The sequence below is a fragment of the Sphingobacterium deserti genome (assembly GCF_000757725.1).
Classification (GTDB): domain Bacteria; phylum Bacteroidota; class Bacteroidia; order Sphingobacteriales; family Sphingobacteriaceae; genus Sphingobacterium; species Sphingobacterium deserti.
Genome location: NZ_JJMU01000065.1, coordinates 81653 through 96779 on the forward strand (window position 1 = coordinate 81653; position 15127 = coordinate 96779).

Consider the following 15127-nt stretch of genomic DNA (forward strand, 5'->3'; position numbering starts at 1 on the left):
TGAATTTATATATTATTTGAATATTGACAATCAAAAAAGTTTATCCTATGAAAAAGGTTAAAAAATTAATATACTCCCCTCCTACCATTGATACGTTCTCCATCTTTATTGAAAAGTCAATAGTAGTTGGTTCTGCCTTAGTTCGGCCTGTAGATGCAAACCAGCAAGCGTCTGACGAATGGGATGTTGACCCTGATGTTGAACGAACTTACACTTGGTAATATGAGATATTCTAGATTATTAAAAGCTATTCCAATGGTCGTTATTGTCTTTTTATTTTTCACAAATTGTAAGAAAGACATGAACGATCCGTCCTCTGGCTCTGGATCCGCGCAAGTGTTCGTCATGCTAACGGATGTAGAACGTGACATCGATAACAACTCAGATCCGGCAGTTATTCGGAGTCAGGCAAACAATTTGCGTTCAGCTAATCGGGAAAATATTGGCCATAGGACCTCTTTTACGCTGCCCTTTAGCGATGATATCACTGTGTTTGGAACACTTGAGGAGGCCGCAGGCGATGTTTCTCAACCCAATTCCAATCCTACGAACCTAAAACGATCTAGTGTTGGCGTTGCTGCAATCGAGCGCAACCCGTTACCAGCAGGTACCCGATACTTGATTGCTGTATACAATGAATCCGGTGAGTTTTTAGCGCAAAACACATACATTTCTGGACGAGAAAGTGAGACAGCAGCTTTCGTCCTTGATGGTGGTTCTACGTATACATTTGTTGGACTTTCGTTTAATACGCAAAATAGCTCCCCCACGATCGTTTATACGAATAGCGCAAATAGAACGCTTAATACTGGATCCGTAACAGCAACAGCGCAGGATTTAATGGTTTTTAAAAGATCACTAACTGTGCAATCCGGTGACAATACGCTTGCAGTCGTTCTCAGGCATATTTTCACCGAAATCACTACGAGTTTAGTTGTTGATCCATCCATAGGTGGCACTATAACGTCTATTAATTCGGCAGATATTAGCCCAATCAGGACTAGTGCGACCTATTCCTTAGGAACCGAAACGATTACCTATGCCCCCCTTTCTCCCAATAGTAGTCGAACGGTAACTTTTCCAGCGATAACACCAGGTGGCACCGAACGCTTAACTAGTACACCCACACTTTTGGTAGCACCAAGTACGCCAAATGGCACACTGACATTGCGGAATTTGACTATAAATGGAACGTCGAGATCAGAATTTCTTGTTCCAAATTTAAATATTGAACCAGGGAAGAAATACAATTTAAATTTAAATTTCGGGGTTCCCTGCACACAGAACGTCAATAATACAGCTTTTGATGTCCGGAATGGAAACTCTGCTGATTTCATAGCTCAATCTGCGGACTATGGATATGTATTGGATATTTACAGGCTAGATAATTCTTTCAACATGATAGTAAATGGGACGCCGATAGCGTCAAATGAAATACAATTTCAATCAGGCGTTTCGGGATTTCCTAGGAATATTCAGTTTGCTGATGGTGCACTATGGGGCGTAAGTGGCGTCCCGGAGATATTTAATCTGCAAGGTAATGCTGCTTCACCTATAATTAGGGTTACAGTAAGTTCGACAGGCCAAGTGTCGCTTGAAGGAAGAAAGGAAAGCAATGGCGTATCATTCCCATTAGTTCCCGTATCTGGAGGAAATCTTACTTTTAACACCGTGCCATGGAATACTACAGGAAGCAACAATATAAGAATTACTCAGGCAACTACCGGTCTCACGCTATCTACCGGAAATGCACGGGGTAAACAAATTATCACCTGTCCTAATTAAACAGCATTACAAAATAAAATAGACGAAATGAGTTAGGCTTTTGAACACTTTATTCTTGTCGTAACCAAAAAAAATATAAGCGAAGATTTTATGCTTTTCAATATTTCTCGCAATCTCTAAAAAGCTAAATATGTAGCTATCTAGCTACAGGTTTTTCGTTTTTCTGTCGCACAATGAATGTTAGTCCGATTATCCCTAGCGCAAGCTCCAAAATGAAATAAACTATTAACATCCAATGTGGAGCGCCCTCGACTAAAAAACTTATTGCTCTTCCCGAGGCTAAACCCAACATGAAAATTACCAAACAGAATAGTGCTGGTTTTCTAATGTTATCACGGGTCGCTCCTAACAGCCAAATGACTATCTGTCCAACGTAAAGCCCGGTTACAGCGCGCATAATGTGTTTTAGATTGGTGTTAGCAACGTCGATTCCATAAAGAGGTGTGAGCGTTTTTTCAGGCATAAAACCATAGCTCAGTGCAATAGGCACTAGTCCTATTGCGGCTATCGTTAATAATATTTTTTCGGACTGTTCACTCTGCATTTCAGAAAAAATTTGTTTGTTATATCAGCTGACTCTCGTGCGAATTATTCAATATACGCATTTTTTAAAATGTTAACGATTAAAAGTTTTTCGGTAGCGGCCCTCCTTAGGCTTTGCTGGAGTAAACTTAATCCACTATCCTAAAGGTATAGTCACGCTACTTCGCAAATGCAATAGCGTGCGAGGTAGCGCAGCTATTCCAATCATCCGAGATACGAAATAGAAAAAAGATTCCACTTATATCCATATTTCTTTTATATTTGCACACCGAAACGGAGAGGTGTCAGAGTGGTCGAATGAGCAGACCTGGAAAGTCTGTATACGGGATGACTGTATCGAGGGTTCGAATCCCTCCCTCTCCGCGAGAAGCTTCAATCTACAAAATTGGAGCTTTTTTTATTTTCTCTGTTTTATTGGTTTATCGCTGTGGATACTTACAATATCGCTTGTAAGGATTCAATAAACCGAATATGTGCGCAATACAAATTTCATCATGTGCTTAGTTTTAATATATCAGGGACATCTGGCTCAATGGTCAGGTTCTTATGTTTAATAGTAATACTCAAGTTATATCCTTTTCTTTCATTGTTCCACATGTAGAAATGAATCCCAATTTCCATATACGGGTTTTCATAATCTATGTTTTTAAAAATCAATATACTTTTTTTGATCTTGCGAGGGATTTCTTCATGAACTGACATATTATATAATTCATTGAAGATGCTTAGGAACAAATTTATATCCGAAATACGTGACGAATCATAACAGGTAAATTTCAAATGCAAACTATGTACAACATATTTACTGCCTTTAATGAAGTAATTGCACACTCCTGTCATAAAATCTTCAGATAATTTTAAGTCTTTGGATCTCCCTTCCCATATCTCTCCGAGGTTGGAGCTATAATCTTGTATATTTATATTCTTTCTATATAAGAATTTTTTTGCGTCAATAGGATTCCAACCCTCTAGTTCAGGGTATTTTGGTGGTATGTTTTCCTCGATTTGTTTTGCCCGAATTTTTCTCATAGAACTCCATAGGCTTTCCTCAGGATTTAAATAGACAAAATTGTTACGCCATCTAATAACGCCTTTTATATTAAAATTGAAGAAGATTATTGCACTAAAAAGCCATTGGTAATACTGTAACTTGTTTTTTGATTTACGTTTTAACGGTGTGGCAATGTCCTCATACTGTACATAGAGGTTTAGTGCAGCAAGAAAAGGGATAAATAGTATCGTTAAAATAATCGGGAGTGTAAACTCCTTTAATGTTTGCATGCTGAGATATTCGCTGTAATGGCCTATCGCAAAGTAGACAAGATATATTAGAAATAAGACTGATGCAGTCTGTCCCAAAATATCTAAAATCTTTCGGACGGGCGCATGCTCTTTTTTGTATTGTGCAACTGTGTGCATTCCAACAAATAATAATAATATAGGTGTCGCTATAAATTCAATCCAAAAATTGAATGTAGCCAAAGTCATTACAAATGACAGAAAAACAGAAAACTTAACATTGTCCTTTACAGCGTTTTTGAGGAAGTTTGGAGGGGCTTTATTTGTAGAAATCCGATACATTAACATGCTAGCACTTAACAGAATCCAATATACTGTGTCTTTTAGCAAGGAGTTATCCCAAAAACCAAATATTGACAGTACGGATACCAAGCCATAAAAGTGACCTAGTGTAAGCAGGTATATAATGTTAGACTTCCAATTAAACAAAGCCCTTAGTACATTCCATACTGATTTCCGTAGCTTAGGAGATGATATAATCAGGCAAATAATTATAGCTAGCCACGAGAGGTATGCCAGCTCTCTTGTGCTAAATATGGATATGAAGTTTTGTATTTCTTTATAAATTATTGGAAAGTCCATGGTTGAATTAGGTTTTATATTCGTAGCTCTTCTGGTATAGATAACCTAATTTAATCTGATTTCAGAAAAATGATAGATCAAATACAGTATAATTGCTACTGCTAATGACGTACCGATTTCAACAACCCATGTATTCTACCACCATCTTACTTGTCAAAAATTAAATTTTAAATGCACCACGCATTAGCATCTGCTCATTTCGAGTGATCCCAATTTCCTTAGCCACCGTTTGCCAATTTGCAATCGAAGAGCTAACTTCTTCTATAATGCAACGCATCTCTTTCTCGGATAACCGGAAATATACCCCAACACTTTTAGCAAGTTCTATATCCAGTGTATTGTTATCCATATCAATATTCAATGCTAGTCCATCCTTGTCTATCGATGGATTAATATCGAAAGCGGGCGACAAACGCCAACCTTCGTCAGTCAATATAAAACCATGATTTCTCAGATGGTCATCTGTATTGGAAACAAGGATATTAAAAACTAACCGTCGCCATAATTGATGTAAATCTTCGGTAACACGAGTTCCCGAAAACTGAATAAATTCAACGATCTCCATATAGGAAGGCGTCTCATCCCGTATCCGTTCCTCGTATTTACCCGTCATCGTCATGGCCGAAGCGAAATGGATACGCTCCATTTTGTCTCGGTCAAAGCGTTGGGTAAAAAAAGTATGGTACTTTCCTGCGATTTTTTCAAGACGACAATTTGCCATTTCGATTCCAGCATCAATAGCCAGTTTGTAAGCCAGGTATTCCCATGCGCCCTTATCTATTGTATCATTGGCAGAGGGGAACTTTGCAATCCAAGGGTGGCCGTCATTGTCAAGAATATTGGCCTTGGGTCTCGCCCCTCCCAAAGAGGATCCTGGGGCCATCAGCATTCCTAACCATTTTTTTACCTCGTCGGTATCTTCGCTCGTTTCTATCAATGTTGCGCCATGTTGAAGTTCTCTTACACTTGTCCAAGGAGGCGTAGGAGAAATCGGATCATTGTCCAAAAAATCTCCACCCGGGTCTTTCTTAAACCGTAATGCTCCCATACGACTAAGGTCATGAACACCCAATAAATAATCCATATCATATAAGATCGGCGTAGATTTTCCCTCTTCTGCGGAACGTATCGCTGCCCTACGCCTCATGAGTGTACGCCCCCAGGTATCAGGCATCGAATCGAGAAACATTCCAAAGTTTTCTTTGCCGTTTGGATATTGCTGTCCACCATACCAGGCAATGTCTGGATCTAATAGCAGTTGTTCCTGTGATGTAATCCAATGCTGGTCATAAGAAAAACTGAAAGCTTTCCGACCTTTGGCTTGCTGTGCCGACAAGATACCAACACACTTAGCCTCATCCATGTCTTTCCAATGTACATATACCCATATGTCTGTTCTATTTGCCATTATCTTTCCCTATTAGTTTCAGATCTTGCAGTTTTCTGCCAAACTCATCATCGGAAGCCAGCTTTAGAAAATCATCCTGTAAACCCAATACACGTAACACATTAAAATAGGCACCAAAAGATACACTCGGATTTCCTTTTTCAATATGGTATAAGGTAGTACGGTCAATACCAGCTCTTTCTGCAACCTGAATTGTAGTTAAGTTTCGGCGTTTGCGAGCCAACTTAATATTTTCGCCCATTTTTTCCAATGTCTTTTGAAACTTGGGAAGTAATGTTTGTTTTTTTGATTGCATTTTAATGTTGTTTAATATCATCAAATATATAGTAAATGTTGATAATAAACAACATTTTACATTTTAAATACATATTAAATTTCGAGATTTTTAGCAACCGATTTGACTACAATTAAAAAGTCTTCAGGGTGTTCTAAGAGTGTCTCATGTTCTCCGCGAGAAGCTTCAATCTACAAAATTGGAGCTTTTTTTATTTTCTCTGTTTTACCATTTAATCGCTTTATCAAACTTTTGCAGCAGCAAATGAGTAACCGGAAGGTAATCACCATTGCATTGGCAATTGAAATTTTTTTAATCGTGCAATAACAGTTTTGTCCCCTTTTTTGTATTTTCGGAAATGAGTCGGATCAGATCCCTGCATAATAATTCCTGATTACTTGGGATAGCCAGCATTTAGATATGGATCGGATCGCTTTATCACGTTTAAGGAACAGTTACTAAAATGAAAAGAATACTTTCAATAGATGGCGGTGGTATACGCGGTATCATTCCTGGCATGTTGCTGGTTGCGCTCGAGGAAAAAATAAGGCAGGCCACAGGTAATGGTAGCGCGCATCTATCTGATTATTTCGATTTTTTTGCCGGTACGAGTACTGGCGGAATTCTATTGTCCATTCTACTCTGCCCAGATGCCGAAAATGCAGATAAACCAAAATACAGTGCGAAAGAGGCGCTTGACATCTATCTGGACCACGGCATTGAGATATTTGCGGCAAAACCTTGGCGAAGATTCCTGAGCCGATTCGGACTTTTAAGCGAATTGTATGATAACTCGGTGCTCGAAAAGATATTGCTAACTTACTTTGGTGATAGGAAGCTGAGTCAGCTTTTGAAACCCTGCATTATCACGGCCTATAATATTGAGTTACGGAAAAATCATCTATTCCGGCAGCAGAAGGCTATATCGCACGGTGATTCACGAGATTTTTACTTGCGTGACGTATGTCGTGCAACGTCAGCGGCGCCAACCTATTTCTCTGTAGCCGAGATATTTTCTCTTGCTAACACGCGTTATCCGCTCGTAGATGGTGGGGTATTTGCCCATAACCCATCGCTTTCCGCACTGCTTGAAGTGATAAAAACCTACAACAGCTACAAGATTGACGATATCTGGATTTTGTCTTTAGGCACTGGATTGTCTAAGGTTTCGTATAACTATGAAGATTTCAAAAAGAAACGAGCAATATCCATTGGCCCCGCGCTCGTAGATATTATGAGCAGCAGTTCTGCGGAAAGTACAAACTACTATTTAAAACAGCTATTTCATTCAGTAGGTAAATCAGAAAACTACATTCGCATAGAGCCTACAAATCTTTCATCCATAGACGCTTCAATGGATGCGGCAACAGAAACTAATATTCAAAAGATCATTTCCTTAGCGGACAAGCTGGTAAGCGAAAACGAAACAATGATCAATACCATCGTAGAGGAGATTATCGCTGATAAGCCCGGTAAAAAAGACCGATCGGTATGGAACTTCCTAAAAAATTAATCTTTGCCCCCGCTTTTCCCGCATAAATCTTACATTTACGGCGTAAACTATCAATATGGCTTTAAATTACGTTTGGATCGGATTCTTTGTTATCGCATTTATCGTTGCGCTTTTTAAGCTCGTTTTTCTAGGCGATACGGAGATATTCTCTAATCTAATCAACGGACTGTTTGATAGCGCTAAAACTGGAGCGGAATTGTCGTTAGGACTAGTGGGTATCATGACGTTTTGGTTAGGTATTATGAAGGTAGGCGAAAAAGCGGGCATGATTTCGCTATTTGCTAAGGGTGTTTATCCGTTTTTCAGCAAACTGTTTCCGGGCGTTCCGAAAGGGCATCCCGCAAACGGGTCTATCATTATGAACTTCTCGGCAAATATGCTTGGATTGGACAATGCGGCTACGCCTGTCGGTCTTAAGGCGATGAAGGAATTGCAGGAACTTAACCCTAAAAAGGAAACGGCAACGAACGCGCAAATTATGTTTTTGGTGCTGAACACGGCGGGTATTACCTTGATCCCCACATCTGTTATCGCTTTACGCATGGCAAGCGGGGCGGCGAACCCAGCAGACATATTTATACCAGCGCTAATTGGAACCTTTATCTCATTCGTTTCTGGCATGATTGCCGTAGCCATTTACCAACGGATAAATCTCTTTAATTTGCCCGTACTTATTTTCCTAAGTTTCTTTCTCGGTTTAATGTGCTTGCTTTACTTTGGATTGAATGGCTTGCCGCCCGAACAAATTGAAAAGATTACAGGGTTGATTGGGGGGCTGTTAATCTTTTCCATCATCATACTATTTATTGTATTTGGGTCGATCAAAAAGATCAATGTGTACGATGCTTTTATAGATGGTGCAAAAGAAGGTTTTAGTACAGCAGTGATGATTATTCCCTTCTTGATCGCTATACTAGTTGCCATTTCCGCATTCCGCACCACAGGCTGTATGGATTATGTGGTGAATGCGATAGGCTACGGCTTTTCATCGTTAGGAATGGATACTCGGTTTGTTCCGGCTTTGCCTGTTGGTCTTATGAAGACCTTAAGCGGTGGTGGGGCGCGCGGTCTGATGGTCGATGTGATGCAAACTTATGGCGTAGATTCTTTCCAGGGGCGGTTAGCGAGTATTATACAGGGATCCTCGGAAACTACCTTTTACGTGCTAGCGGTTTATTTCGGATCCGTTGGCATCAAAAATACACGCTACGCCCTTACCTGCGGTTTGATTGCCGACGTGGTTGGACTTATAGCAGCGGTGGTACTGGCTTACATATTTTTTGGATAATAGCATATAAAAATTAGGATGGATACAACAAAAAGAACGATTGCATTAATCGCGCATGATGGCAAGAAAGCCGATATGGTCGCTTTCGTCAAAGACCATATAGAACACTTACGCCAAGCATCCATTATTGCCACAGGAACCACGGGGTCCTATGTCCGTCAAACGGGTCTCGAAGTCGAGCTTAAACTCAGTGGGCCTATGGGCGGAGATGCACAAATTGCGGCGATGGCTGCCGAAGGAAAGGTAGACGCCATTATATTTTTTCGTGATCCACTTGGGAAACACGCACACGAGCCGGATATTCAGATGCTGGTGCGCATATCCGACTTGTACAATGTGCCGTTGGCGACAAACCCTGCAACGGGAACGTTAATTCTTGAGGGACTATTTTAACCACGATGGCAAGAAACATTATTGTAAAAACAGGCTTAGACCGCTATAAAACAGAGATACTGGTCGGGCAACATATAGTAGTAGCCGATGAGCCGGAGGATGTAGGTGGTACGGATCTCGGTCCATCCCCTACAGAACTATTAATGTCTTCGCTGGGTACCTGTAAAGCGATGACAATGCGGATGTATGCCGATAGAAAGGCTTGGGATTTGCAAGACGTGGAGATAGAAATGTCCATCAGTGAACAGCGTACGGACTTGCAAAAAACGACTTTTATCAATTGCCATATCAAACTAGGTGGTGCGCTGGACGATAAACAACGCAATAGATTACTCAGTATTGCTGATCGATGTCCGGTACATAAAATATTGAACAGCCCAATCGTCATTGAAAGCAATTTAATATAAAAGTTACGTTGATATCCTGTTTTACATAGTATATTTGCCCTCATTCTAAATATAAACGTATGTCTCCCAGTAATACCAATGCGGTTAGTAGTCCGTTTCAGCTTTTTGAAAGAGCCGAGTGGAAAAGCTTGAATGGTCATTTTTCGCATCATCTTAATCAGGATGATGTAGATAATCTTCATGCGCTAAACGAGCCGCTAAATATTAAAGAAATTGAAGAGATATACTTCCCACTAGCGCATTTAATCAATATCTTTTTGGAGCGCGCTAAGGATGCACACGCTGTGGTGAATGGCTTTTTAAATAAACATACCCAAAGACTACCCTTTGTTATCGGTATCGCCGGATCCGTTGCAGCGGGTAAAAGCACGACCGCTCGTGTATTACAAAAAGTATTATCGATGCTGCCGGGAAAGCCACAGGTGGATCTGGTTACTACAGATGGTTTCCTTTACCCGAACAAGGTCCTCACAGCAAGAGGTATGCTCAATAGGAAGGGGTTTCCGGAAAGCTACGATACGAAATTGCTGCTTAATTTTTTGTCGGCAATGAAATCGGGGGTAGATGAATTTGATGTACCCGTCTATTCACACTTAGCTTATGATATTTTAGAAGACCACAAACAGAAAGTCATCCGACCAGACATACTTATTGTAGAAGGAATAAACGTCTTACAGGTGAATTCTTCCAAAGGTAATAATGTCTTCGTATCCGACTACTTCGATTATTCCATCTATGTGGATGCCGAGGAAAAAGATATTATGGATTGGTATGTCAGCCGCTTCGAGTCGCTTCGGGCAACTTCTTTCCAAAACCCTGGATCTTATTTTCACCGCTACGCGGGAATGGACGAAAAAGAAAGCTTAGCGATGGCGACTAGCATCTGGAACGAAATTAACAAACCGAATCTTCAGGAAAACATACTTCCTACTCGATACCGGGCTGACCTTATCCTGGAAAAAGGATCGCACCACTTTGTAAAACGGATAAGGGTTCGTAAGACCTGATACCTACTGATCGAGATCGTACTCCCGTTTAAACTGAAGCACTTCTTTCAGAATTTCATTTTCTAACTGCCGATGCAGCTTGTTGCTACTACTGGTGGCGTGCATATCCATTTTATACTTTACGTAGTCCTTCCCTATCTCTACTACTTTAAGATGTAGATCATCATCGCCCGTCAGGTAGGGATGGTTGATCAATGTTTTCTGAATACGGGCTTCCAACTGATCTACCTCGACAGCGGTTTGAAGAGGAAGCTCGAAACGCACGTAAAAAAGGCTTGATCGGTGCGCGGAAAAATTTACCATTGGAGCAGTAAACACTAAATTATTCGGAACCATCACAATATCATCTTCCTCATCTTGTATCAGCAGGCTGGAAAATGTGATGTCTACAATCCGGCCTTGATAGCCCCCTATTTTGACACGATCACCAACAGACAGTTGGTCGTTAAACATAATAAAAAGCCCGGATAGCATGTTCGTAATGTATTCCCTGAAGGTGACCGCAATGGCCATGGCTACGATAGTTAAACTCGTCACAAACTCACGTGGGTCTATGCCTAAAGCCAACATAATGGCGATTATTGCTGTGCTCGTATTCAGTACGGCTGTCAAACGATTTATCCCCAAGACAAAGTTTCCACGAACACTTTTGTGTTCATTCCTTTTCTTGTATAAGGTGATCATTATGTATCGGCCGATGGAGTACAATATGCTGGCCGTTAAAAATAAGTTCAACGCACTTGAAGCATTATTGATCAGCCGGTGAGCTTTATAGTACTCTTCGAAATACCAAAATGAGGTGGACAACATGATCCATAAAACAAGCTTGCCCAGAAACTTAAGTACGGTCCTATGTTTTCGTTCTTCTACCATTGCCATATAAACCAACGAAAATATCAAATTTCATCGGCTGATGCAATGGCCTAGTCAATTATCTCGAGCTAATTTCATTTATTAGCTACTGCAGTGTGGTGTATGTAATGATACCTGCCCTTACAAAAAAATGTATAAACTAATTATCCGTGTCAAGCGTTTGATTATAAATCGGATAGCGAACTAATAGGCAGACGCCGTTTTATATTATGTAAAAATAAATTAACTTAGCAAGCTGAAATGTGCTAGATACATACAATTATGCAAACAACATTTGATTTTGAAAAGCCTATTGCAGATTTGCAAACCCAAATAGAAAAGGTTTTACAGGTCCAGGAAAAGACGAAAGTGGACATGAGTGCAACGGTCAACGAGCTCGAAACAAAATTGGAACAAACCAAAAAGGATATCTATACCAATATGAGTGGGTGGCAAAAAGTACAGATGTCCAGACATCCTGATCGGCCTCAAACATTTGATTATATAGAAATGCTTTGCGAAGAGTTTATCGAACTGCACGGTGACAGAACTGTAAAAGACGATAAAGCGATCATTGGTGGCATTGCTTCGATAGATGGGCAGCCTGTTATGGTTATCGGTCATCAAAAAGGTAAAAACACGAAGGAACGGCAGTACCGCAATTTCGGTATGGCAAATCCCGAGGGCTATCGCAAGGCGCTTCGCCTTATGAAAATGGCCGAGAAGTTCAACAGGCCCATTGTCACGTTCATTGACACGATGGGTGCCTATCCAGGTTTAGAAGCGGAAGAGCGTGGACAAGGCGAGGCTATCGCGCGCAATCTTTTAGAAATGTCAGTGTTAACGGTTCCGGTAATTTGCGTGGTAATCGGTGAGGGTGCATCAGGCGGCGCGTTAGGCATTGGCGTTGGCGATCGGGTTTATATGTTGCAAAACACTTGGTATTCAGTCATATCTCCTGAGTCGTGTTCATCCATTCTGTACAGAAGCTGGGATCAGAAAGAAAAAGCAGCGGATTCGCTAAAATTGACAGCAGAAGATATGTTGAAGAACGGGCTTATCGATGGTATTATCGAGGAGCCGGTTGGTGGCGCCAACCAGGATCCAGCCGCAACAGCTAATACATTGAAAACGAAAATACTTGCTGATATTCAAGAATTAAAGCTTAAAGACGCTGAAACATTGGTTAACGACCGTATTGCTAAATTTAGCAATATGGGGGTCGTTGTCGAGTAATGTCCGAATGATTTTATAAAACAACAAACGCCAGCTTTTGCTGGCGTTTGTTGTTTTATAGTGTTTAATACAATTAATACCGAAATGGATAGTCTTGCATAAATTCAAACCTGTAATCTGTGTGTGTTTGAATAGTGTCGATAAGTGAGGATAGCAGCTGCTGGCCTTTCTTATTTTGGAACATATCATCATGCATAAGGAGCACAACGTTATTAGGTTCCATAGATGATTTATTGTTCATGTAGTTGCGGATGCGCGTATAAATTTCATGAACAGACTGGATAGGCTTGCCTGTAAGACCGTGAATTTTCCACTCCACATCCCAGCCAAAAATTTTGTAACCGTTTGTGTATAGCATGTCAGCTGTACTGGCACCGCTTTGCAGGTCTATACGACGGATGTCGTCGTAGATCCAGATATTACGGCCCGGTAGCCGTATGATTTTATGCTGGAGTTTTAAATCTGTCTCATTTTTCTCAAAATCATTGTAAGCTCCTACTGCATTGCTATAAAACGTGGTAAACTTGTTATTGCCGTGCGTATAACTATGGTTGTAGCATTCTACAAGCGGGTTATCGTAGTATTTTTGATAGTCGCGCTTTAGTCCCTTAGACATAAAGGCATGTTTGCCAACTAAGAAAGCATTGATTTTTATCTTTCTAGCCTTCGCGATGGAGTCGATGGCTTTACTTCCGCGTAGCGGCCCATCATCGAATGTGAAGTATATGTGCTTAGGCAATTGATCCAAAGCTAGTCTTACTGAATCTCGCACACGACGACGTTCTAGGCGAATGGCTTTAGCTAAGGAATCTTTGCTTATCGGATTTACCGTATCAACCATTAGGTGTACCGGCTCTCTCCACCTCTTCGTTAAACTCCCCGTGCACGAAGGCAGCGTATCCGTTTTCGAGTCACTTACAACCGCTAATTTCAACGAGTCTTGCGATGGGTTTGCAGCTCTGCTGTCCATGCTTCCGCTACATGAAGCCAACCACATCAAATAAAATACTCCCCCAAAAGTAAAGAGGCTTTTCACACCATTTCGCATACGCAATACTACCTTCCGATTTTTGTTGCAAAGTTAGATCATTAGACGCGCAAACGCAAAATTATTAACTTGTAAAAATCAGGATTGTAGCGTTTTTTCCCATTCTTTCATTTCATCCTTGTTCTCGCTACCTGTATTAAAAATTTCAGCGTCTAAGGTGGAGAATTATTCTCCACCCTAGACGCTGGCTTTTTACATCATAATTGATCTTATCGATGCGTACGCCTTCCGCGCTGATGATCGCGTTTGTGACGTTTCTTAGAAGGTTTTTTATCATAACGATCGTTATGTCGCCGATCACCCAGATAATGCTGCGAGTGGTTATTTGCATAGCGATGGTATCGTTTATGCACATCCCGATGATTTCTCCAGGGTTCGGCATGGTTCAGCACCACTTTATAAGTGCGGCTCATGTTGACATGCCTGTAGCGCTTTGGCAACGTGCGGACATTGACCCAACGATTTCCCTGCGGGTAAATATAACGCCTACTCGATACGTCGTAATATACCCCTATTTCAGGTAGATAATAGTAACGAACATAGTTGTAACCTACAGGCCCCCAATTTGGCTGAGATCCTATATTAACATGGACGCTTACTTGCGCATCAGCCGGCTTTACAAAAGTAAATAAGCTTAGGGCTATTGTGGTGTAAATAAACTTTTTCATAGTGTTTCCTTCTTTCATATTTTTATACTATTAATACTATGACAGCATAGTAAATAGAAAGGATTAACAGGTCTCTACAAAAAGGTATAGAAATTTTAAAAGGCAAAACCCACTTTCACACCAAACTCAAATAAATTAAGGTCAGTCTCGAATGACGTAGATGAAGAACCGTCCTGAACCACAGACGTTAATGCTGACTTCCGGTATTCAAAATATGGTCCCGTCATAATATCAAACCTTGATCCAACCCTAATGCTTACGCCAGCCTGCGCATTTGCCAGAAGCCCAGAAGATAGACGCGACTCTTCTTCAAACGAATAAAGTGAACTAGACCAGTCGGTAGTTCGCGATGATCTATGTGATGATTCATAACCGCCTACCCTAAAGTTATATCCCAATGAAGCCGACAAGAATGGGCTCACGCGTTTATCTATAAAACGATACGATGCGTGTGCATAAAGTGGAATTGAAATATAGTTTCGTAAAAAATCAACGTCATCATCGTAGTGCCAATCATCCCAATCAGCATCGACTTCAAGGACGTGTCTTATTCCTGTACCGGCACCGACGGCGAACTTCGGGCTTAAGTGAAATAGCCCAATGTAGTTGAATTGCAGCCCTACATAGTCAATGCTATTGTCGTTAGATACAAATCCACGTCCCTCCGCTTGTCCATTTGTATAAGACAGTCCGAAATTGAAGTTGTTTGAGTAATAGGGTTTAAAATCCTGAGCATTTGCGGCTTGCAGAAACAAACAGCTCATAAGCATGAGTAGTATTTTTTTCATACGATTATTATTTTAATTTCCGGTAAAAATACAAAT

The 15127-nt window shown here is 40.7% G+C and carries 16 protein-coding genes and 1 tRNA gene; 9 read left to right on the forward strand and 8 right to left on the reverse strand.

Going from position 1 to position 15127, the window contains the following annotated elements; translation table 11 throughout:
• The first annotated feature begins 47 nt into the window (after positions 1-47).
• Both DI53_RS20390 and DI53_RS17085 read left to right on the forward strand, forming a co-directional pair.
• Positions 48-221 carry a hypothetical protein gene (locus DI53_RS20390; protein ID WP_157836793.1) on the forward strand — a complete coding sequence of 58 codons (174 nt, stop codon included), beginning with the start codon at positions 48-50 and terminating at the stop codon, positions 219-221.
• Between the two features lies 1 nt (position 222).
• Positions 223-1785 (forward strand): fimbrillin family protein, encoded by a 1563-nt coding sequence (locus DI53_RS17085; RefSeq protein ID WP_131555345.1) that lies wholly within the window; start codon positions 223-225, stop codon positions 1783-1785.
• 136 nt (positions 1786-1921) lie between these two features.
• Here the strand turns inward: DI53_RS17085 and DI53_RS17090 are convergent, their stop codons facing one another.
• Positions 1922-2329, reverse strand: a complete 408-nt coding sequence (locus DI53_RS17090; RefSeq protein WP_037502615.1) for a DUF4345 domain-containing protein — start codon at positions 2327-2329, stop codon at positions 1922-1924.
• Between the two features lie 274 nt (positions 2330-2603).
• Here DI53_RS17090 and DI53_RS17095 point away from each other — a divergent pair.
• Positions 2604-2691: transfer RNA gene (locus DI53_RS17095), tRNA-Ser, on the forward strand.
• A 129-nt stretch (positions 2692-2820) separates the two neighbouring features.
• On the opposite strand, the gene DI53_RS17100 is transcribed toward DI53_RS17095, so the two are convergent.
• From DI53_RS17100 to DI53_RS17110, 3 genes are all read right to left on the reverse strand, one after another.
• Positions 2821-4209 carry a hypothetical protein gene (locus DI53_RS17100; RefSeq protein WP_037502618.1) on the reverse strand — a complete coding sequence of 463 codons (1389 nt, stop codon included), beginning with the start codon at positions 4207-4209 and terminating at the stop codon, positions 2821-2823.
• Between the two features lie 160 nt (positions 4210-4369).
• Complete coding sequence (locus DI53_RS17105; RefSeq protein ID WP_037502621.1) at positions 4370-5617, reverse strand: type II toxin-antitoxin system HipA family toxin; 1248 nt, start codon at positions 5615-5617, stop codon at positions 4370-4372.
• Complete coding sequence (locus tag DI53_RS17110; RefSeq protein ID WP_037502815.1) at positions 5607-5912, reverse strand: helix-turn-helix transcriptional regulator; 306 nt, start codon at positions 5910-5912, stop codon at positions 5607-5609. The genes DI53_RS17105 and DI53_RS17110 overlap by 11 nt, the downstream gene beginning before the upstream one ends.
• A 442-nt stretch (positions 5913-6354) precedes the next feature.
• Between DI53_RS17110 and DI53_RS17115 the strand changes: the two genes are divergently transcribed.
• Genes DI53_RS17115 through coaA form a run of 5 tightly spaced genes read left to right on the forward strand, consistent with a single transcriptional unit; the run spans position 6355 to position 10499 of the window.
• Positions 6355-7404 carry a patatin-like phospholipase family protein gene (locus DI53_RS17115; RefSeq protein ID WP_037502624.1) on the forward strand — a complete coding sequence of 350 codons (1050 nt, stop codon included), beginning with the start codon at positions 6355-6357 and terminating at the stop codon, positions 7402-7404.
• Between the two features lie 55 nt (positions 7405-7459).
• Entirely contained in the window at positions 7460-8692 is a 1233-nt protein-coding gene (locus DI53_RS17120; RefSeq protein ID WP_037502628.1) for a nucleoside recognition domain-containing protein, read from the forward strand.
• 18 nt (positions 8693-8710) lie between these two features.
• Positions 8711-9085, forward strand: a complete 375-nt coding sequence (locus tag DI53_RS17125; RefSeq protein ID WP_037502630.1) for a methylglyoxal synthase — start codon at positions 8711-8713, stop codon at positions 9083-9085.
• Positions 9086-9090: 5 nt separating this feature from the next.
• Positions 9091-9492 (forward strand): OsmC family protein, encoded by a 402-nt coding sequence (locus DI53_RS17130; protein ID WP_037502633.1) that lies wholly within the window; start codon positions 9091-9093, stop codon positions 9490-9492.
• Between the two features lie 59 nt (positions 9493-9551).
• On the forward strand, positions 9552-10499 hold the full coding sequence (gene coaA / locus DI53_RS17135) for a type I pantothenate kinase (RefSeq protein WP_037502635.1): 948 nt from the start codon (positions 9552-9554) through the stop codon (positions 10497-10499).
• A gap of 3 nt (positions 10500-10502) precedes the next feature.
• On the opposite strand, the gene DI53_RS17140 is transcribed toward coaA, so the two are convergent.
• Positions 10503-11378: a mechanosensitive ion channel family protein gene (locus tag DI53_RS17140; protein WP_241462459.1), complete on the reverse strand. Its 876-nt coding sequence runs from the start codon at positions 11376-11378 to the stop codon at positions 10503-10505.
• 255 nt (positions 11379-11633) lie between these two features.
• Here DI53_RS17140 and DI53_RS17145 point away from each other — a divergent pair, with 255 nt between their 5' ends.
• On the forward strand, positions 11634-12587 hold the full coding sequence (locus tag DI53_RS17145; RefSeq protein WP_037502637.1) for an acetyl-CoA carboxylase carboxyltransferase subunit alpha: 954 nt from the start codon (positions 11634-11636) through the stop codon (positions 12585-12587).
• A 73-nt stretch (positions 12588-12660) separates the two neighbouring features.
• Here DI53_RS17145 and DI53_RS17150 read toward each other — a convergent pair whose 3' ends face one another.
• From DI53_RS17150 to DI53_RS17160, 3 genes are all read right to left on the reverse strand, one after another.
• A complete protein-coding gene (locus DI53_RS17150; RefSeq protein ID WP_241462460.1) occupies positions 12661-13557 on the reverse strand; it encodes a polysaccharide deacetylase family protein in 897 nt (298 codons plus the stop codon).
• A 287-nt stretch (positions 13558-13844) separates the two neighbouring features.
• Complete coding sequence (locus tag DI53_RS17155; RefSeq protein WP_037502824.1) at positions 13845-14303, reverse strand: hypothetical protein; 459 nt, start codon at positions 14301-14303, stop codon at positions 13845-13847.
• A gap of 95 nt (positions 14304-14398) precedes the next feature.
• Positions 14399-15091 carry a porin family protein gene (locus tag DI53_RS17160; protein ID WP_037502640.1) on the reverse strand — a complete coding sequence of 231 codons (693 nt, stop codon included), beginning with the start codon at positions 15089-15091 and terminating at the stop codon, positions 14399-14401.
• Positions 15092-15127: the final 36 nt, after the last annotated feature.